This window comes from Caulobacter sp. CCG-8 (genome assembly GCF_037402475.1).
GTDB lineage: Bacteria > Pseudomonadota > Alphaproteobacteria > Caulobacterales > Caulobacteraceae > Caulobacter.
In genome coordinates this window covers 1-19,342 of the sequence record NZ_JBBEUD010000019.1, presented here as the reverse complement: position 1 = coordinate 19,342, position 19,342 = coordinate 1, and the positions used below count along the sequence as shown (strand labels likewise).

The 19,342-nt window shown below is 69.4% G+C and carries 16 protein-coding genes and 1 pseudogene; 9 read left to right on the top strand and 8 right to left on the bottom strand.

What is annotated here, in order from left to right:
* Positions 1 to 19 precede the first annotated feature (19 nt).
* The 3 genes from uraD to WAE60_RS17835 are packed head-to-tail and all read left to right on the top strand — an operon-like array spanning position 20 to position 2,355.
* Positions 20 to 502, top strand: a complete 483-nt coding sequence (gene uraD, locus WAE60_RS17845) for a 2-oxo-4-hydroxy-4-carboxy-5-ureidoimidazoline decarboxylase (protein ID WP_337687790.1) — start codon at positions 20 to 22, stop codon at positions 500 to 502.
* Positions 503 to 1,684, top strand: a complete 1,182-nt coding sequence (locus WAE60_RS17840; protein ID WP_029907354.1) for a urate hydroxylase PuuD — start codon at positions 503 to 505, stop codon at positions 1,682 to 1,684.
* The gene (locus WAE60_RS17835) at positions 1,681 to 2,355 is read left to right on the top strand and encodes a TetR/AcrR family transcriptional regulator (RefSeq protein WP_029907355.1); all 675 of its coding nucleotides are present in this window, start codon (positions 1,681 to 1,683) and stop codon (positions 2,353 to 2,355) included. Before WAE60_RS17840 ends, WAE60_RS17835 begins: the two co-directional genes overlap by 4 nt.
* 147 nt (positions 2,356 to 2,502) lie before the next feature.
* On the opposite strand, the gene WAE60_RS17830 is transcribed toward WAE60_RS17835, so the two are convergent.
* Complete coding sequence (locus tag WAE60_RS17830; RefSeq protein ID WP_337687735.1) at positions 2,503 to 3,450, bottom strand: acetamidase/formamidase family protein; 948 nt, start codon at positions 3,448 to 3,450, stop codon at positions 2,503 to 2,505.
* 227 nt (positions 3,451 to 3,677) lie between these two features.
* Between WAE60_RS17830 and WAE60_RS17825 the strand changes: the two genes are divergently transcribed.
* From WAE60_RS17825 to WAE60_RS17805, 5 genes are all read left to right on the top strand, one after another.
* Complete coding sequence (locus tag WAE60_RS17825; RefSeq protein ID WP_029907357.1) at positions 3,678 to 3,890, top strand: DUF4089 domain-containing protein; 213 nt, start codon at positions 3,678 to 3,680, stop codon at positions 3,888 to 3,890.
* Positions 3,887 to 5,311 (top strand): AtzE family amidohydrolase, encoded by a 1,425-nt coding sequence (locus tag WAE60_RS17820; RefSeq protein WP_337687734.1) that lies wholly within the window; start codon positions 3,887 to 3,889, stop codon positions 5,309 to 5,311. The genes WAE60_RS17825 and WAE60_RS17820 overlap by 4 nt, the downstream gene beginning before the upstream one ends.
* The gene (gene hpxZ, locus WAE60_RS17815; RefSeq protein WP_029907359.1) at positions 5,308 to 5,709 is read left to right on the top strand and encodes an oxalurate catabolism protein HpxZ; all 402 of its coding nucleotides are present in this window, start codon (positions 5,308 to 5,310) and stop codon (positions 5,707 to 5,709) included. The genes WAE60_RS17820 and hpxZ overlap by 4 nt, the downstream gene beginning before the upstream one ends.
* Positions 5,710 to 5,924: 215 nt before the next feature.
* Complete coding sequence (locus tag WAE60_RS17810; protein WP_337687733.1) at positions 5,925 to 8,105, top strand: TonB-dependent receptor; 2,181 nt, start codon at positions 5,925 to 5,927, stop codon at positions 8,103 to 8,105.
* Between the two features lie 139 nt (positions 8,106 to 8,244).
* Positions 8,245 to 9,204 (top strand): nucleoside hydrolase, encoded by a 960-nt coding sequence (locus WAE60_RS17805; RefSeq protein WP_337687732.1) that lies wholly within the window; start codon positions 8,245 to 8,247, stop codon positions 9,202 to 9,204.
* Between the two features lie 134 nt (positions 9,205 to 9,338).
* Here the strand turns inward: WAE60_RS17805 and guaD are convergent, their stop codons facing one another.
* The 5 genes from guaD to uraH are packed head-to-tail and all read right to left on the bottom strand — an operon-like array spanning position 9,339 to position 15,748.
* Positions 9,339 to 10,628 (bottom strand): guanine deaminase, encoded by a 1,290-nt coding sequence (gene guaD, locus WAE60_RS17800; protein WP_337687731.1) that lies wholly within the window; start codon positions 10,626 to 10,628, stop codon positions 9,339 to 9,341.
* On the bottom strand, positions 10,615 to 11,622 hold the full coding sequence (gene xdhC / locus WAE60_RS17795; protein WP_029907363.1) for a xanthine dehydrogenase accessory protein XdhC: 1,008 nt from the start codon (positions 11,620 to 11,622) through the stop codon (positions 10,615 to 10,617). The genes guaD and xdhC overlap by 14 nt, the downstream gene beginning before the upstream one ends.
* Positions 11,619 to 13,955, bottom strand: coding sequence for a xanthine dehydrogenase molybdopterin binding subunit (gene xdhB / locus WAE60_RS17790; protein ID WP_337687730.1), 2,337 nt, complete (start codon positions 13,953 to 13,955; stop codon positions 11,619 to 11,621). The genes xdhC and xdhB overlap by 4 nt, the downstream gene beginning before the upstream one ends.
* Positions 13,948 to 15,399 (bottom strand): xanthine dehydrogenase small subunit, encoded by a 1,452-nt coding sequence (gene xdhA, locus WAE60_RS17785; RefSeq protein ID WP_337687729.1) that lies wholly within the window; start codon positions 15,397 to 15,399, stop codon positions 13,948 to 13,950. The genes xdhB and xdhA overlap by 8 nt, the downstream gene beginning before the upstream one ends.
* 1 nt (position 15,400) lies before the next feature.
* Positions 15,401 to 15,748, bottom strand: a complete 348-nt coding sequence (gene uraH, locus WAE60_RS17780) for a hydroxyisourate hydrolase (RefSeq protein WP_337687728.1) — start codon at positions 15,746 to 15,748, stop codon at positions 15,401 to 15,403.
* Between the two features lie 366 nt (positions 15,749 to 16,114).
* Here uraH and WAE60_RS17775 point away from each other — a divergent pair, with 366 nt between their 5' ends.
* On the top strand, positions 16,115 to 18,427 hold the full coding sequence (locus tag WAE60_RS17775) for an NADP-dependent malic enzyme (protein ID WP_337687727.1): 2,313 nt from the start codon (positions 16,115 to 16,117) through the stop codon (positions 18,425 to 18,427).
* Positions 18,428 to 18,574: 147 nt separating this feature from the next.
* Here the strand turns inward: WAE60_RS17775 and WAE60_RS17770 are convergent, their stop codons facing one another.
* Positions 18,575 to 18,772, bottom strand: coding sequence for a cold-shock protein (locus tag WAE60_RS17770; RefSeq protein WP_026171987.1), 198 nt, complete (start codon positions 18,770 to 18,772; stop codon positions 18,575 to 18,577).
* Positions 18,773 to 18,907: 135 nt separating this feature from the next.
* A pseudogene (locus WAE60_RS17765) lies at positions 18,908 to 19,111 on the bottom strand (cold-shock protein); the annotation flags it as partial.
* Between the last annotated feature and the right edge of the window lie 231 nt (positions 19,112 to 19,342).

Sequence of the window (19,342 nt, the reverse complement as noted above, 5' to 3'; positions counted from 1 at the left end):
CCTGGCCGACCTGAACCGGATGAACCGCACCGGCTTCGCCACCAGCCTGGGCTTCGCCTTCGAGCTGTCGCCCTGGGTGGTCGAGCGGTCGTACGACGCCGCGCCGTTCGCCAGCGTCGAGGCCATGCACGCGGCCATGATGGCCGTGCTGGACGCCGCGCCCGAGGCCGACAAGCTGGCCCTGATCCGCGCTCACCCGGAGCTGGCGAGCAAGGCGGCGATCGCCAAGCATCTGACCGCCGAAAGCAACGCCGAACAGGCCAGCGCCGGCCTCGACAGGCTGACGCCCGAGGAGTTCGAACGCTTCCACGCCCTGAACGCCGCCTATCGCGAGCGCTTCGGCTTCCCGTTCATCATCGCCGTGCGGCTGAACGACAAGACCTCGATCCTGGCCGCCATGCAGGCGCGCCTTTCCAACGACCGGGCCGCCGAGATCGCGGAAGCGATCAAGCAGATCGGCCTGATCTCCAAGCTTCGGCTGCAAGACGCGGTGACCGCCTAGATGGACTATGACGTCACGACCTGGCTGAACCTGGGCCTGCGCTGGCTGCACGTGATCGCCGGCGTCGCCTGGATCGGCGCCTCGTTCTACTTCGTCTGGCTGGACAACAACCTGCGCCCGCCGGTCCCCGAGAAGGACGGTGTGAAGGGCGAGCTGTGGGCCGTGCACGGCGGCGGCTTCTACCACTCGCAGAAGTACATGACGGCTCCGGCCCACATGCCCGACCACCTGCATTGGTTCAAATGGGAGGCCTACACCACCTGGCTGTCGGGCTTCGCGTTGCTGATCGTGCTCTACTATGTCGGCGCGCCGGTCTATCTGATCGACGCCTCCAAGCACGCCTTCAGCCAGGCCGGCGCGATCGCCACGGGCCTGGCCTTCATCTTCGGCGGCCTGCTGGTCTACGAGGGCCTGTGCCGCTCGCCCCTGGGCGCGAGGCCCCGGCTGTTCGGCGCGGTCTGGTTCCTGGCCCTGACCGGCGCGGCCTATGCGCTGACGCACCTGTTCAGCGACCGCGGGGCCTTCATCCACGTCGGTGCGATCATCGGCACCTGCATGGTCGGCAACGTGTTCCTGATCATCATCCCCAACCAGCGCAAGATCGTCGCCGACATGCTGGCCGGCCGGCCGGTCGACCCGCGCCTGGGCGCGATGGGCAAGCAGCGCTCGGTCCACAACACCCACATGACCCTGCCGGTCATCTTCATCATGATCAGCAACCACTATCCGGCGGTGACCGGTCACCCTCTGGCATGGCTGCTGCTGGCTGTGATCAGCGCCGGCGGGGTGTCGATCCGCTACTTCTTCATCCTGCGCCACCACGGGATCATCAAGCCGGGCTTCATCTTCGCCGGGGTGATGCTGGTGTTCTTCGCCAGCGTGATCGCCAGCCACAAACCGAAGGTGGAAAAGCTCTCCGACGTGCCCTTCCCCGTCGCCCAGGCCATCGTCCAGAAGCACTGCGTGACCTGCCACTCTGCTGCCCCGACCCACAAGGGATTCACCGCCCCGCCGAACGGCGCGGTCTTCGACACCCCGGCGGGCATGGCGCGTTATGCGGGCAAGATCCGGGAACGTGCGGTTGACTCCACCAGCATGCCGCTCGGAAACGAGACTCACATTACCGATCAGGAACGCGCCCAGTTGGGCGCCTGGATCGAAGCGGGAGCAAAGACGCCGTGACCACCCAGGTAGAGACGCCTTCGGCCGTACCGACCGACGACGCCGCTCCGGCGCCCCGCAAACGTAACGCCGAGCGGACGCGCAAGGCGATCCTGACCGCGGCGCTCAAGGAGTTCTCCCAGGCGGGCTACGCGGGCGCGCGGATCGAGAAGATCGTCAAGGCCGCCAAGTGCAACATCCGCATGCTCTACCACTACTTCGGCGACAAGAAGGGCCTGTACCTGGCGGTGCTGGAGGCCGCCTACGAGGACCTGCGCGGCCGCGAGGCCGAGCTGGAGATCGATTTCGACAAGCCGCTGGAAGGCTTCCTGGCCTTGCAGCGCTTCACCTTCGACTATTTCGAGAAGAACCCGCGCATCGATGGCCTGCTGCGCAACGAGAACCTGCTGCAGGGCAAGTTCGTGGCCCAGTCGCGCAAGGTCACCGAGACCGCCTTCCCGCTGCGCCGGACGATCGAGCACCTGATCGACAGCGGCCAGAAGCAGGGGATCTTCCGCGACAACCTGGACTGGGCCCAGATCTACGTGACCATCGCGGCCATGAGCCGCTTCCATCTGGCCAACGGCTATTCGCTGTCGGTGACCCTGGACACCGACATGAGCAAGCCGGAGTGGCGCCGGGCGCGGCTGGTGCATGCGTCGGAGCTGCTTGAGGGGTATCTGCGGAAATAGGTGCGGCGAGCACTTGCCCCCTACGGACCGCTTCGCAGTCGTCTTCCCCCACAGGGGGAAGAGCGCTCGGTACGCGAAGGCTCCGCCCCTATGGGGGCGGACAGACGGCGAAGCCGTCAGGTGGGGGCAAGCGGGTGAGCCATCGCCCTAGAACAACACGCCCTTCTCCAGCATCCCGTGCACGCCCTTCTCCCCGTTGACCGTCTGGGTCACGCGGAAGTCCACGGCCAGCGAACAGAACTGATAGGCCTGCACACGCGTCAGCGAAGTCCGCGAGACGATCAGCGCGATCATCTCGCGCAGCGCCTGCTTCATCGCCAGGTCCAGGTCCTCGTTGAAGCCGAAGGTCAGGTGGTGGGTCGGGCTCTCGGCGCTGGGCCAGGTCCGGACCCCGGTGTCGGCGGCCTTGTGCAGCACGAAGGTGAAGGTCCCGGTCAGGCCCATCTCCAGGGCGTTGACGCAGACCTCGCCGTCGCCCTGCCGGCCGTGGCCGTCGCCGGCGCTGAAGTTCGCGCCCGGAACCCAGACCGGCAGGAACAGGGTCGAGCCGGCGACCAGCTCCTTGCAGTCCATGTTGCCGCCGTGCTCGCGTGGTTCGCGGCTGGACAGGCGGCCGTAGCGCGGCGGCGGGGCCACGCCCGTGGTGCCGAAGAACGGCCGCAGCGGCAGGGTCGGGCCCCAGGCCGGCTTGCAGGTCCCCGCCCCCGCATCGACCGTGATGTGGCTGACATAGCGCTCCGGGAACTCGTCCTGCAGGGTCCCGGCCAGCGGGCGGACGGCGCAGTAGCCCCAGCTGTTGTTGGGCTCGATCGCCTCGATCCGCACCTCCAGGGTGTCGCCCGGCTCGGCGCCCGCGATGGCCACCGGACCGGTCAGGATGTGGGGGCCGATGCGCTCCAGCCGGGCGTCGTGGATCGTCTGCAGGGCGGGCGGGATCACCAAGCCGGAGTCCGGCGCCGGCATCACCTCGGGCCCGCCCGACACGCAGTCGATCACCACCGTGTCGCCGGGCGCGACGGTCAGCACCGGATCGAAGGCCGCGTCGAAGATGCCGAACCGCACGGTGTCCGGGGTCGAGGCCAGGTGATGCCGCATGAAGTAAGCCCTCTATTACCTGGGCTCAGTTGGCGCGCCCCGGCCCCGCCGCCCTAGGCTGGAGCGCCGAACCGAGCGCCGAAGATCGCGGGCGCCCATCCGGCGGGCAAAGCGGGGATCGGCATGACGCGCGGACGAGCGTCGGCGGGCCCCAAGGCGCTATCATGCTGGTCGCGGCCGGATATCCCGGTTATGAAGATTTTTCTTACTTGTGGAGCTCGCCCCGCATGGCGACCGATCCGGCGCTCGCAGCGTTCCTGGCCCTCGACGACGACACGGTCGCCGCCTATGCGGACGACCGGGCCGCGGCGCTCGGCCTGGCCCTGCCGCCGGAGACCCGCGCCGGGACGCTCGAGAACCTGGCCCTGCTGCGCCGCCAGGCCGCCACCTTCGCCATGGACCTGGACGCCGCCGCGCCGATCGAGGCGTTCGAGCCATGAGCCCCCCGGGTTCCGCCCTGGACTTCCGGTCGGCCCAGGCCGTCGCGGCGGACATCCGCGAAGGCCGGACCACCGCGCGCGAGGAGGCCGAGGCCGCCGTGGCCCGCGCGCGGACCGACCCGTTCAACGCCTACACTGCCCTCGTCGCCCAGCGCGCGCTGGCCCAGGCCGAGGCGATCGACGCCGACCTCGCCGCCGAACGGCCGGTGGGGCCGCTGGCCGGCGTCCCGTTCGCCGTGAAGAACCTGTTCGACATCGAAGGCGTGACCACGATCGCGGGCTCGAAGATCCGCCGCGACGCCGCCCCCGCCGCCCATGACGCCACCGCCGTCCAGCGCCTGACCGCCGCCGGGGCGGTCCTGGTCGGGGCGCTGAACATGGACGAGTTCGCCTACGGCTTCGTCACCGAGAACGCCCACGACGGCCCCACCCGCAACCCGCACGACCTGGCCCGCATCGCCGGCGGTTCGTCCGGCGGCTCGGCGGCGGCGGTCGCCGGCGGACTGGTCCCCCTGACCCTGGGTTCGGACACCAACGGTTCGATCCGGGTCCCCGCCAGCCTGTGCGGCGTGTTCGGCCTGAAGCCCACCCTGGGCCGGCTGTCGCGCCAGGGCGCCTTTCCCTTTGTCGAGAGCCTGGACCATGTGGGGCCGTTCGCCCGCTCGGTCGCCGACCTGGCACTCGCCTACGACCTGATGCAGGGCCCCGATCCGCTGGATCCGCTCTGCCGTCGGCCCGCCGAACCGGCCGCCCCTCGCCTGCAAGCCATCGCCGACGGACCGCTCCGCGTCGGCGTGCTGGGCGGCTGGTTCGCGCAGGGCGCCTTTCCCGAGGTGCTGGAGGCGCTGGAGATCGTCGCCGACGCCCTGCAGGCCCGGCGCGGGGTCGAGCTGCCCGGCGCCGAGCAGGCCCGCGCCGCCGCCTTCTGCCTGACCCCGATCGAGGCCGCCCACCTGCATGGGCCAGACCTGAAAACCCGGCCGCTGGACTACGATCCCGCCGTCCGCGACCGCCTGCTGGCCGGGGCCCTGGCGCCCGAAGCCGTCGCCGAGGCCGCCCGCCGCTATCGCCCGGTGTTCCGCGACGCCGCGCGTCGGGTGTTCGAGGACTTCGACGTGCTGCTGGCCCCCGCCTCGGTGTGCCCGGCCCCAGGCATCGGCCAGGCGACCATGGAGATGGACGGCCAGCCCGTCTCGGTGCGCAGGAACCTGGGCGCCTACACCCAGCCGATCAGCTATATCGGCCTGCCGGTGGTGGCCGCGCCGGTCAACCGCCCGGGCAAGCCGCCGATCGGCGTGCAGATCATCGCCCCCGCCTGGCGCGAGGAAATGGCCCTGGCCGCCGCCCTGCGGCTGGAACGAGCCGGCGTCGTGGCCGCCCACCGTCCGCCGCCCGTCCCGCCCGGCGAGGTCCGCGCATGACCGTCAACGAACCCGACGTCGTCGCTGAAGTCACCGCGCAGATCGACGCCTACGAGACGGCGTTGATGACCAACGACGTCGAGGCGCTGGACGGCTTCTTCCGCGACGCGCCCCAGACGGTCCGCTACGGCGTGGCCGAAAACCTCTACGGCTTCGAGGCGATCGCGGCGTTTCGAATCGGCCGTTCGGGCGGCTCGCCCCAGAGGTCGCGCCTAAGGACTGAAATCACCACGTTTGGGCGAGACTTCGCAATCGCCAACGTCGAATTCGTGCGCGAAGGGGCAAAACGCACCGGCCGTCAAAGCCAGACCTGGATACGCACCGAAACGGGCTGGAAAATCGTCTCCGCGCACGTGTCGCTTCTGCAGGACGGCGTTGATCAACGCCTTGCGCCGTAAGCGACAGATCGTCCGCACCATGAAGATAAGTAATAAATCCCTGACTTATGATCTGCTTTTGGGCAGTCGTGTCTCTGCGTGGTCAAATAGTAACAACCAGGGCAAAAACTTCACCAAACGGCGGTCGATACGTCATCAATCCTTTGGATTCGGCTCGCTCATTGTGCATTGCACCCTCAAGCGTCGGGCCGCCGACGCATGAAGGGGATACTTCAATGACCACCGCCACCAAGCTGCGCAGCCGCCTCCACCGCGGCGCCGCCCTCACCGCCCTGGCCCTGGCCGTCGGCGCCGCCGCCCCGGCCTTCGCCCAGGACACCAGCGCCGTCACGCTGGACGACGTGATCGTCACGGCCCAGAAGCGCGCCGAAAACATCCAGGAAGTTCCCGTCTCGGTCGCCACGATGGGCGGCGAGAAGCTGGAAGCCCTGTTCGCCGGCGGCGAGGACGTGCTGGCCCTGTCGAGCCGCGTGCCCGGCCTGTTCGTCGAAAGCTCCAACGGCCGCGCCGCCCCGCGCTTCTACATCCGGGGCCTGGGCAACACCGACTTCGACCTGGCCGCCTCCCAGCCGGTCTCGGTGATCATGGACGACGTGGTCATGGAAAACGTCGTGCTGAAGAGCACGCCGATCTTCGACGTCGACCAGGTTGAAGTGCTGCGCGGCCCGCAGGGCACGCTGTTCGGCCGCAACACCACCGCCGGCATCGTCAAGTTCGACAGCGTCAAGCCGAGCCAGACCTACAAGGCCAACGCCGCCCTCACCTACGGCTCGTACAACTCGTGGACCGCCGAAGGCGGCGTCGGCGGCCCGCTGGTCGAAGGCAAGCTGGCCGGCCGCATCTCCGTGCTGGGCCAACACCGCGCCGACTACATCGACAACACCTTCACCCACGTGAAGGACGCCATGGGCGGCTATGACGAATACGCCATCCGGGGCCAACTGCTGTGGACCCCGACCGAGGACCTGAGCGTCCTGCTCAACGCCCACAACCGCAGCCTGGACGGCACGGCCGCGATCTTCCGCGCCAACATCCTCACCAAGGGCAGCAACCAGATCAACGGCAACTTCGACCGGGATTCCGTCTTCTACAACGGCGGCGGCAGCAACCCGCAGAAGTACGACGGCAACGGCGAGAGCCTGAAGATCGACTACGACTTCGGCCCCGTGACCCTGACCTCGATCAGCGCCTACGAGACCACCAACGGCTACAGCCGCGGCGACATCGACGGCGGCGTGGCCGGCGTCGGCCCGGGCTTCATCCCGTTCGACTCCGACACCAAGGACGGCATCGACGACCTGGACCAGTACACCCAGGAACTGCGCTTCGCCTCGGACACCGACGGCCCGCTCACCTGGCAGGTCGGCGGCTACTACTTCAAGTCCGACATGCTGCTGACCACGGACGCCGGCTTCGCCAAGGCGACCCTGAACCACAAGAACACCGCCTGGGCGGGCTTCGGCCAGGTCACCTACCAGATCACCCCGGCCCTGAAGATCGCCGGCGGCGCCCGCTACACCGACGACAAGAAGACCATGACCATCGTCGGCTCGACCGCCCCGAAGGTCGAGGTGTCGGACAGCAAGGTCTCGTGGGACCTGTCGGCCTTCTACGACGTCAGCGACGACTTCAGCCTGTACGCCCGCGCCGCCCACGGCTTCCGCGGCCCGACGATCCAGGGCCGCGACGTGGTCTTCGGCGCCAACCCGTCGGTGGCCCAGTCGGAAACCATCCAGTCGTACGAAGTCGGCTTCAAGAGCGAGCTGCTGGACCGCCGCATCCGCTTCAACGGCGCGGCCTTCACCTATGAGGAAAAGGACCCGCAGTTCAGCGCCATCGGCGGCGCGGGCAACAACACCCTGCTGATCAACGCCGACAAGGGCGAAGCCTACGGCGTTGAGTTCGACGGCGAGTTCAAGGTCACCGAGAACCTGCTGCTGACGGCCGGCTACAGCTACAACCACACCAAGATCAAGGACAAGGATCTGGCCGTGGCGGTCTGCGCCCAGTGCACGGTCACCGACCCGCTGAACACCGCGGGCCAGGCCCTGGTCGACGGGAACCCGTTCCCGAACGCGCCGAAGTACGTCCTGAACTTCACCGCCCGCTACAGCTACCCGATCGGCGACGGCGAGCTGTTCGCCTACACCGACTGGTTCAAGCAGGGCTACACCAACATCTTCCTGTACCAGTCCAAGGAGTTCTACTCGAAGGGCGACTTCGAGGGCGGCCTGAAGCTCGGCTACGCCAAGCAGGACGGCGCCTACGAGATCGCCGCGTTCGCCCGCAACATCACCAACGAGGTGAACCTGCGCGGCGCGATCGACTTCAACAACCTGACCGGTTTCGTCAACGAGCCTCGGATCGTCGGCATCTCGATCAGCGCCCGGCGCTAGTCCCGACGTCCCGCCCGGCCCCGGCCGGGCGGTCCCGAAGGATCGCCATCGTTCCCGCCATGCTCCCGGTTCGCGCCGGGAGCATGGTTCGTTTCGGAGGGGTCTCCCCCTTCATCACACGATGAGATAAGTCCTTCGGATGACGACCCAAAAGATCATTTTCGACACCGATCCCGGCATCGACGACGCCATGGCGCTGCTCTTCATCGAGGCCAGCCCCGCGCTCGACCTGGTGGCCGTGACCACCGTGTTCGGCAACGCCGACATCGACACCACCACCCGCAACGCCCTCTACCTGAAGCATCGCTTCGGCCTGACGGCCCCGGTCTTCAAGGGCACCGACAAGCCGCTGACCCGGCCGCGCAATCCCTCGCCCACCTTCGTGCATGGCGAGAACGGCCTGGGCGACGTCGAGCTGACGGGCCTGGTCGCCGCCGAGCCCGAGGCCAAGCCGGCCTATCAGGCGATCATCGACCTGGCCCGCGCCAACCCCGACGAGATCACCCTGGTGGCGGTCGGACCGCTGACCAACCTGGCCCTGGCCCTGAAGGCCGATCCCGAGGTCGCCACCCTGCTGAAGGCCGTGGTGATCATGGGCGGCGCGTTCGGCGTGGCCGGCAAGCCGGGCAACGTCACCCCGGTGGCCGAGGCCAATATCTGGAACGATCCGGAAGCCGCCGACCTGGTGTTCACCGCCCCTTGGCACGTGACGGCCGTCAGCCTGGACGTCACCACCCAGGTGGTGATGAACCCGGCCTATATGGACGCCCTGGAAGCGGCCGGCGGCCCGGCCGGCGCCTTTCTCAACGCCATCTCCAAGCCCTATGCGGCCTTCTACGGCGGCCGCGACGGCATCGTCGGCTGCTGCGTGCACGACGCCGCGGCGGTGGCCTACGTGATCGATCCGTCGCTGTTCGAGGTCCGCAAGGGCTCGATCCGCGTGATCACCGACGGCATCGCCCTGGGCCAGACCTGCCAGAAGGTCGAGGGCGAACTGTTCGGGCCGAGCGCCTGGGACGACCAGCCGATCCAGGCGATCACCGTCGGGGTCAAGGCCGAGGGGCTGTTGAAGCTGTATCGCGAGACCATGAGCGCCTAGGCGGCTAACGCTTGCCCCCTACGGATCGCTTCGCGATCGTCTTCCCCCGGAGGGGGAAGAGCGCCGTAAAGGCTCCGCCCCCTATGGGGCGGACAGACCGCGTAGCGGTCAGGTGGGGGCAAGTGTTCGCCGCGCTATCCCCGCCGATACCGCTCCACCCCGGCCACGTACGTCCGCTCGACCACCCGGTCATCCCCCAGCACCGTCAGCGCGAACAGCCGGTCCTCCAGGCTCTTCGCCGCCGGCAGCCGCCGCGCCAGCAGCGGCGTGGCCGCCAGGTCCAGCACCAGGAAGTCGGCGATCTTGCCGTGTTCCAGGCTGCCGATCTCGTCCTCCAGCCCCAGGGCCCGCGCCCCACCGAGCGTGGCCAGGTAGAGGGCGTGGAACGGGTCCAGCGCCTCGCCGCGCAGCTGGCCCACCTTGTAGGCCTCGCCCAGGGTGTGGAGGATCGAGAACGTCGTCCCCGCCCCCACGTCCGTGCCGATCCCGACCTTCACCCCGTGGGCGCAGGCCGTCTGCAGCGGAAACAGGCCCGAGCCCAGGAACAGGTTCGAGGTCGGGCAGAAGGCGACCGCCGAGCCCGCGTCCGCCAGCCGGTCGAACGCCTCCGCGCCCAGGTGGACGCAATGGGCGAAGACCGAGCGCTTCCCGACCAGGCCGAAGCGGTCGTAGACGTCCAGATAGTCCTTCGCCTCCGGGAAGAGCCGGGCGGTGTCGGCGATCTCGCGCAGGTTCTCCGACAGGTGGGTCTGCATCCACAGGCCCGGATGCTCGGCCAGCACCTCGCCGGCCATGGTCAGCTGTTCGTCGCTGCAACTGATCGCGAAGCGCGGGGTGACCGCGTAGCCCAGGCGCCCCTTGCCGTGCCAATCGGCGATCAGGCTCTGCATGTCGGCCCGGCTGCTCTCGACCGTGTCGGTCAGGCCGGGCGGGGCGTTGCGGTCCATCAGCGACTTGCCGGCGATCAGCCGCATGTCGCGCTTCAGGGCGGCGGCGAACAGCGCCTCGACCGAGACCTTGTGCACCGAGCCGAACACCAGGGCGCTGGTCGTGCCGTTGCGCAGCAGTTCCTCGACGAAGAACTCGGCGGTCTCCTCGGCGTGGCCCCGGTCGGCGAAGGCGGCCTCGGCCGGGAAGGTGTGGCGCTCCAGCCAGTCCAGCAACTGCTCGCCGTGGGCGGCGATGATGTCGACCTGCGGGAAGTGGATGTGGGTGTCGACGAAGCCGGGGACGATCAGCTTGCCGCGCAGGTCCTCCACCGGCGTGTCGCCCAACTCGTCGGCCAGCTTGGCGTAGTCGCCGCAGGCGACCACGCGGCCGTCATCGACCAGCAGCAGGCCGTCCTCGTGGAAGGCGTGCGCCTCGCCATCGGTGATGCTCGGGTCGTCCTCCAGGTGGAGGATCGACGCCCTATAGGCTTGCAAGCTGGAGATCCTTCGTAGCAGCGCGGGCGGCCTCGAGCCGCATCAGCAGGTCGGCGACCACCGAGACGGCGATCACCTCGGGGGCCTTGTTCTTCAGGTGCGGCAGGCCGATCGGACAGGTCATGCGGGCCACCGCCCCATCGCCGAAGCCGTCCTTGCGCAGCCGGCTCAGGAACCGGGCCTTCTTGGTGTCCGACCCGATCAGGCCCAGATAGCCGAACGCCCCGCCGGCCAGGGCCGACGAGGTCAGGGCGTAGTCCAGGTTATGGTCGTGGGTCATGATCAGGATGTAGGCGTCCGGCCCCGCGCCCATGGCGGCGGCGGCCAGCTCGGCGGGCGTGCCCACGGTCACGCCGGGGATCGGCGCCGTCTCCGGCCGGGTGTCGTACCAGGAGAGACGGAACGGCAGCGGCTCCAGGGCCCGGGCCACGGCCTGGCCCACATGGCCGGCCCCGAACAGCAGCACCGGCGGACGCGGCAGGTCCTGCGGCTCGACCAGCACGTCGCCCAGGGTCGGCCGCGCCCCGCGCGCGGTCGCCGGCTCGCCCGCCAGGGTGATGGCCGCGCCGTCGGGGCTGGAGGCCGCGACCGGGGCGATGGTCTTGAGCAGGGCGCCGGGGTTGAAGCGGGTGCGCACCTCGAAGGGCTGGGCCGCGTCCAGCCGGCGCGCGGCGTCGGTCAGCCAGTCGACGGCGGACTTGTCCAGGCGCTCGATCAGCAGCCGCACGCGGCCGCCGCAGCACTGGGCCAGCAGCGGACCCAGCGGATAGTCCTGCAGGGCGAAATGGACCTGGGTCAGCAGCATCCGCCGCGCCTGATCGGCGACCTGGTGCTCCAGGTTGCCGCCGCCGATCGTACCGGCCTGGCCGCCGGCCCAGACCACCATCTTGGTCCCGGCGTCGCGCGGGGCCGAGCCCTCGACAGCCAGGATGGTCACCAGGGCGACAGTCTCGTCGAGGGCCAGCTGGGCCAGGGCGGAGCGGGCCCAGTTCACGGCGCCGCCCTCCGCTTGACATCTTCCACCGCCATCAGGATCCGCTCCGGCGTCGCCGGCGCGTCCAGGGCGGGGAACACCTTGTGGTCGGCCACAGACGCCACCGCGCGGTTCACCGCCGACAGCACCGACAGGGCCAGCATCAGCGGCGGCTCGCCCACGGCCTTGGAGCGGTGCACCGTCTCCTCGAAGTTGCGGCCCGCTTCCCAGAGAGCGATGTTCATCACCGCCGGACGGTCGCCGCAGGTGGGGATCTTGTAGGTCGACGGGGCGTGGGTCAGCAGACGGCCGTCGGCGCTGAACACCAGCTCCTCGGTGGTCAGCCAGCCCATGCCCTGGACGAAGCCGCCCTCGATCTGGCCGAGGTCGATCGCCGGATTAATCGAGCGGCCGGCGTCGTGCAGGATGTCGACCCGCGTGACCTTCATCTCGCCCGTCAGGGTGTCGATCAGCACCTCGCTGCAGGCCGCCCCATAGGCGAAGTAGTAGAACGGCCGGCCGGTGTGGGTCTTGCGGTCGTAGTGGATCTTGGGCGTGGCGTAGAAGCCGGTCGACGACAGCGACACCCGGGCCAGGTGCGCCTGGCGGCACAGCACCTCGAACGGGACCAGCTCCGCCCCGGCCCGCAGACCTTCGGGGGTGAACTCGACGTCGCCCTGCGCGCAGCCCCACTTCTTCGCGGCGAATTCGATCAGCCGCGCCTTGATCGTGTTAGCCGCGTTCAGGGCCGCCATGCCGTTCAGGTCCGTGCCCGACGAGGCGGCGGTGGCCGAGGTGTTGGGCACCTTGTCGGTGACGGTCGAGCTGACCTTCACCCGGTCGACGCCCACCTTGAAGGCCTCGGCGACGATCTGGGCCACCTTGACGAACAGCCCCTGCCCCATCTCGGTGCCGCCGTGGTTCAGCAGGATCGAGCCGTCGGCGTAGAGGTGCAGCAGCGCCCCGGCCTGGTTCAGGTGGGTGGTGGTGAACGAGATGCCGAACTTCACCGGCGTCAGGGCCAGGCCCTTCTTCAGCACCGGGCTGCGGGCGTTGTAGGCGTCGATCCCCCGCTGGCGGGCCTCGTAGTCGCAGGACGCGGCCAGCTCGGCCAGCAGCTGCGGCGCGACGTTGTCCTCGACCGTCTGATGATAGGGCGTCAGGTTCCGCCCCTCGCCGCCATAGAGGTTGCGGCGGCGCACCTCCAGCGGGTCCAGGCCCGCGGCCTGGGCGACGGCGTCCATCACGTGTTCGATTGCGGCCATGCCCTGCGGCCCGCCGAAGCCCCGGAAGGCGGTGTTCGACACGGTGTGGGTCTTGAAGCGGTGCGAGACGATCTCGACGGCCGGCAGGAAGTAGCAATTGTCGGCGTGGAACATCGCCCGGTCGTTGATGGCCATCGACAGGTCGGTGGTCGAGCCGCAGCGTGAGGCGAGCTCCAGCGAAAGGCCGATCAGTCGGCCCTCGTCGTCGAAGCCGACATCGTAGCCGATCTCGAAGTCATGCCGCTTGCCGGTCATGACCATGTCCTCGTCGCGATCCGGACGGGCCTTGGCCGGGCGGCCGGTCTTGACCGCCACCAGGGCCGCGGCGGCGGCGAACAGCGAGGCCTGGGTCTCCTTGCCGCCGAACCCGCCGCCCATCCGGCGCACCTCGACGGTGACCGCGCTGCTGGGCACGGCCAGCACGTGGGCGACCAGGTGCTGGACCTCGCTGGGATGCTGGGTGGACGACCAGATGTGGACGTCGCCGCCCTCGCGCGGCGTGGCCAGGGCGACCTGGCCCTCGAGATAGAAGTGGTCCTGGCCGCCGATGGCGAAGGAGCCCTGCAGCCGCCGGGGCGAGGCCGCCAGGGCGGCGGCCGCGTCGCCGCGCGCCATGCGCTGGCTGGCCTCGATCTTGAGGTCGGCCTCGCGGGCCTGGCCGATGGTGATCGCGGCCGGCAAGTCCTCGTACTCGACCACGGCCTTGGCCGCGGCGGCGCGGGCGGCGGCGATCGAGGTGGCGGCCACGGCGAACAGGCTCTGGCCGACGCAGACCACCTCGCCGTCGGCGAACAGCCTGTCGTCGTGGATCACCGGGCTGACGTCGTTCTCGCCGGGGATGTCCTGGGCCGTCAGCACCGCCACCACGCCCGGCGAGGCGCGCACGGCCGACAGGTCCATCGACACGATCCGCGCGTGGGCCTTCTGGCTCATGCCCAGATGGACATGGAGCAGGCCGGGCGGTTCGGGGATGTCGTCGACATAGATCGCCGCGCCCGAGACGTGGCGCAGGGCGCTGTCGTGCGGCAGCGAGGCGTGGACGCCCTGGAAGACGACCGGCTCGACCAGCTTGGCGCCCGAGTCAGCCATGGGCCGCCTCCGGAACGCGCGTTTCCAGGTCCGGCCGGGCCGACTCGATGAACACCTTGCGCAGCATGTTGCCGGCGGTCATGGCCCGATAGGCGGCCGAGGCGCGGGCGTCGGTCAGGGGCGTGAAGTCCCCGGCCAGGGCCTCGACGGCGGCATGGATCGTGGTCCGGTTCCACAGCTGGCCGACCAGAGCCTCTTCGCAGGCCGTGGCCCGCTTGGGCGTGCCGGCCATGCCGCCATAGGCGATGCGCGCCTCGGTCACGACCTCGTCCACGATGCGGATGTTGAACGCTCCGCACACCGCCGAAATGTCCTGGTCGAAGCGCTTCGACAGCTTGAACACCTTGAACAGAGCGTTCGGCGCGGGCTCTGGGACCAGCACCGCCTCGACGAACTCGCCGGGGACGCGGTCCTGCTTACCGTAGGCGATGAAGAAGTCTTCCAGCGGGATCGTCCGCCGCTCGTTCCAGCGCCGCAGCACCAGGCTCGCGCCCGCCGCGATCAGGGCCGGCGGCATGTCGCCGATCGGCGAGCCGTTGGCGATGTTGCCGCCGATCGTCCCGCTGTTGCGCACCTGGGTCGATCCCAGCCGTCGCATCATCGCGCCCAGGTCGGGATAGAGTTCGCTCAGCATCTCCAGGGCGTCGACATAGCGCACGCCGGCGCCGATCCGCAGCCGACCGTCCTCGCGGGCGATGGTCTTCAGCGCGTCGACCCGGCCGATGTCGATCAGGGTCTTGAGCGGCTTGCGCAGCTTAGTCACCCACAGGCCGATGTCGGTGGCGCCGGCCACGATCACCGCGTCCGGGTGGGCTGCATAGGTCGCGGCCAGTTCGTCCACGCTCAACGGGGCGAACCAGCGCCGGGTGAGACCGGCGATCGGATCGGCGTAGTCCAGGGCGAGCGCCTGGTCGCGGCGGAGGTCCGCCAGTTCACGCGCCACATCGGGCGCGGCCTCGGGTTGGATCGTCTCGGCCGCCGCGATGATCGGGCCATAGCCGGTGCAGCGGCACAGGTTGCCGGCCAGCACCTCGTCGACCGGCGCGTCCGCGCCCTTGGCCGCCACGGCCCGGCCATACAGCGACATAACGATGCCCGGCGTGCAGAAGCCGCACTGCGAGCCGTGATGCTCGACCATGGCCGCCTGCACCGGGTGCGGCTCGTCCTTGCCCAAGCCTTCGACGCTGATCACCGCCTTGCCGTCCAGCATCGGCACGAACTGGATGCAGCTGTTCACGGCCCGCCAGGCCACCTTCGAATTGGGGCCCTCGCCCTCCAGCTCGCCGACCAGCACGGTGCACGAGCCGCAGTCGCCCTCGGCGCAGCCTTCCTTGGTCCCGGTGCGGCGCAGGTCGCCGCGCAGGTGCTCCAGCAGGGTGCGGGTGGGATCGACGTCCTTGGCCTCGACCACCTCCCCGTTCAGCAGGAAGCGCACGGAAGCCATCTCAGCTGCCTCGATAGGTCGAGTAGCCGAACGGCGAGACCAGCAGCGGCACATGATGGTGCTGGGCCGGATCGGCCACGGCGAAGTCGATCGTCACCACGTCCAGGAACGGCGGATCGCTGACGGCCGCGCCCGTCGCCTTGAAATAGTCGGCCACCGCGAATTCCAGCCGGTAGCCGCCGGCCGCCAGGTCCGAGCCCTCGACCAGCCGCGCCCGGCCGTCGGCGTCGGTGCGGATTTCGCTCAGCAGGCTGACCGTCTCCCCGCGCCGCGCGGAAACCCGCACGGCCACCCCGGCCGCCGGGCGACCGATCGCCGTGTCGAGGATGTGGGTGGTCAGGCCGCTCATGCGTTCGTGCTTCCCTGTTCGGCGTCGCCGCGCGACATTCTAGACCCATGGGCCTTGCGGGCGATGCTGAAACCGCCCCGCCCGCAAGTCCAGCCCGCAGGCCGTTCCGTCTCGCCAAGACGGCCAACCGCCTTGCAGGACGGCGCTCGGCGCCCGCCGGATAGGCGTTATATAAGTCTTTTATTACTTAGCGAGCCAGCCGCGATCGCCCGCCGAGCGCCCCGAACCGTAAAAAACGCCGTCGGCCCTTGGGTAAGGTTGGAAATACGTCGCCAACACCGGTAGCTAGGCCCTGACGGATCGCACCGACTTCCAGACCAGACGATCCGCGCCGCTTCACCTTGCGCAGTCACCGAGGACCGATCGATGGACGAGGATTTCCGTAAAGCCGCCCTGGACTATCACCGTCTGCCGCGGCCCGGAAAACTGCAGATCGAGGCCACCAAGCGGATGGCCACCCAGCGCGACCTCGGCCTGGCCTATTCTCCCGGCGTCGCAGCCCCCTGCGAGGCCATCGCCGCCGATCCCGATACCGCCCGCGACTACACCGCCCGCGGCAACCTGGTGGCCGTGATCTCCAACGGCACCGCCGTGCTGGGCCTGGGCAATATCGGCCCGCTGGCCTCCAAGCCGGTGATGGAGGGCAAGGCGGTCCTGTTCAAGAAGTTTGCCGGCATCGACGTGTTCGACCTCGAGGTCGACGCCGAGGATCCCGACCGCTTCATCGAGGTGGTCGCTGCCCTGGAGCCCACCTTCGGCGGCATCAATCTGGAGGACATCAAGGCTCCGGAATGCTTCGTCATCGAGCGCAAGCTGCGCGAGCGGATGAACATCCCGGTCTTCCACGACGACCAGCACGGCACCGCCATCGTCTGCGCCGCCGCCGTCCGCAACGCCCTGGTCGTGCAGGGCAAGACCCTCCAGGACGTCAAGCTGGTCACCTCGGGCGCCGGCGCGGCCGCCCTGGCCTGCGTGGACCTGCTGGTCTCGATGGGCCTGCCGGTCGAGAACGTGACCCTGACCGACATCAAGGGCGTGGTCCACGCCGGCCGCGAGCCGGACATGCCCGAGAACATGGCCCGCTACGCCCGCCAGACCGACGCCCGGACCCTGCCCGACGTTCTGCCCGGCGCGGACATCTTCCTGGGCCTTTCGGCCCCGCGCGTGTTCAAGGCCGAGTGGCTGCCGCTGCTGGCGGAGAACCCGCTGATCCTGGCCATGGCCAATCCCGAACCGGAGATCCTGCCCGAGATCGTCGCCGCCCAGCGTCCCGACGCCATCATGGCCACCGGCCGCAGCGACTATCCCAACCAGGTCAACAACGTCCTGTGCTTCCCGTTCATCTTCCGCGGCGCGCTGGACGTCGGCGCCTCGGAGATCAACGAGGCCATGAAGGTGGCGGCCGTCGAGGCCATCGCCGAGCTGGCCCGCGCCGAGGCCTCGGAAGTGGTGGCCAGCGCCTATGGCGGCGTCGCCCCGATGTTCGGCGCCCAGTACATCATCCCCAAGCCGTTCGACCCGCGCCTGATCCTGCAGATCGCCCCGGCCGTGGCTCGGGCGGCCATGGACAGCGGCGTCGCCACCCGGCCGATCGCCGACTTCGACGCCTATCGCGCCGAGCTGGAGCTGTTCGTCTATCGCTCGGGCCAGCTGATGCGACCGGTGTTCGAGCGGGCCCGCAAGGCCACCAAGGCCGCGGCCAAGACCGGCGGCCTGCGCGTGGCCTATGCCGAGGGCGAGGACGAGCGCGTGCTGCGCGCCGTCCAGACCGTGCTGGACGAAGGGCTCTGCAAGCCGGTCCTGATCGGCAAGCGCGAGACGATCGTCGCCAAGGCGTCGGAGATGGGCCTGCGGCTGGACTTCGACGGCCGCGTCGAGATCCTCGATCCCTCGGCCGACAAGGCGCTGTTCGCCCCGCTGGTCGAGCGCTACCAGGGCCTGGTCAGCCGTCGGGGCGTTCCGCCCCTGGCCGCCGAGCGCCGGGTGACCAACCGCCGGACGGTCTCCGCCTCGATGCTGCTTCAGGCCGGCCACGTCGACGCCGCCCTGGTGGGCGGGGCCGGCGACTGGTGGCAGCACATGACCTATGTCCTGCCGATCATCCCCAAGCGCGAGAACGTCGGCCGGGTCTACGCCCTGTCGGCCCTGATCATCGACAACGGCACGCTGTTCTTCTGCGACACCCACGTGAATGTCGACCCGACCGCCGAGCAGGTGGCCGAGATGACCCTGCTGGCCGCCGAATCCGTGCGCCGGTTCGGCCTGACGCCCAAGGCGGCCCTGCTGTCGCACTCCAGCTTCGGCGCCAGCAACTCGCCGACCGCCCGCAAGATGCGCGAGGCCCTGGCCCTGGTCCGCGAGCGCGCGCCCGAACTGGAGGTCGACGGCGAGATGCACGCCGACGCCGCCCTGTCCCAGGCCCTGCGCGACCGCCTGGTGCACGACAGCGCCCTGAAGGGCTCGGCCAACCTGCTGGTCATGCCCACCCTGGACGCGGCCAACATCGCCCTGACCCTGCTCAGCGCCGCCACCGAGGGCCTGCTGGTCGGGCCGCTGCTGCTGGGCATGAGCCGGCCGCTGCACGTGCTGACGCCCAGTGTCACCGCGCGCGGCATCGCCAACATGACCGCCCTCGCGGTGAACCAGGCCGCCGCCGAACGCGAGTTGCGCGGAGCCTAGGCGCGCCGTTCGCCCGCGATTCCGGACACGAAAAAGGCCCCGCAGGAACCCCTCCACCGTCTCAGCGACGGGGAAAGGCTCCAGCGGGGCCTGATCTTCAGGTCGAAAGGCCGGCCGAACGCTCCGCGCCCGGCCGTATTCCGATCCTTAGAGGATGCGCAGGTTGCCGGCCGAGGTCTTGCCCGAGCGGCGGTCCTGTTCCAGTTCGTAACCGACTTGCTGGCCTTCGTTCAGGCCGCGCAGGCCGGCGCGTTCAACGGCCGAGATGTGCACGAAGATGTCGCCGCCACCGTTGTCCGGCTGGATGAAGCCGAAGCCCTTGGTGCTGTTGAACCACTTCACCACGCCGGTACCGGCTTCGCCGGTGCCGCCGCCGCCGTAGCCGCCGCCGCGCGGGGCGTCGTAGCCGCCGCCGCGGGGAGCGCCGCCGAAGTCGCGCGGCGGACGACGCGAGGCCGCCGGAGCCGCGCCTTGGCCGGTCACGCGCAGATTGCCGGCCGAGGTCTTGCCCGAGCGGCGATCCTCTTCCAGCTCGTAAGCCACCTGATCACCTTCGTTCAGGCCCGACAGGCCCGAGCGTTCAACCGCGGCGATGTGGACGAACACGTCCTGGCCGCCGTCCTCGGGCTGAATGAAACCAAAGCCCTTGGCCGGGTTGAACCACTTAACGACACCGTTCGCCATCTTATCCTCAAAACCTCATTCAGCGGGCCAGTTGCCGACCCGCGTCCTTCCATCCTGCTCTCATGACGCAAATCCGAGGAACGCGCTACGGGGTTTGATGGCAGAATCTCAGGCGGAAGCCGGTCTGGGCGATAAATTTTCGCGTGACACGGGTCGATCGCGACCGAAACGCCACCGGAAGTGGCATCGAAGCCACACATCGGGAGCCCTGAACAAGCTTGGCTTTGGAGG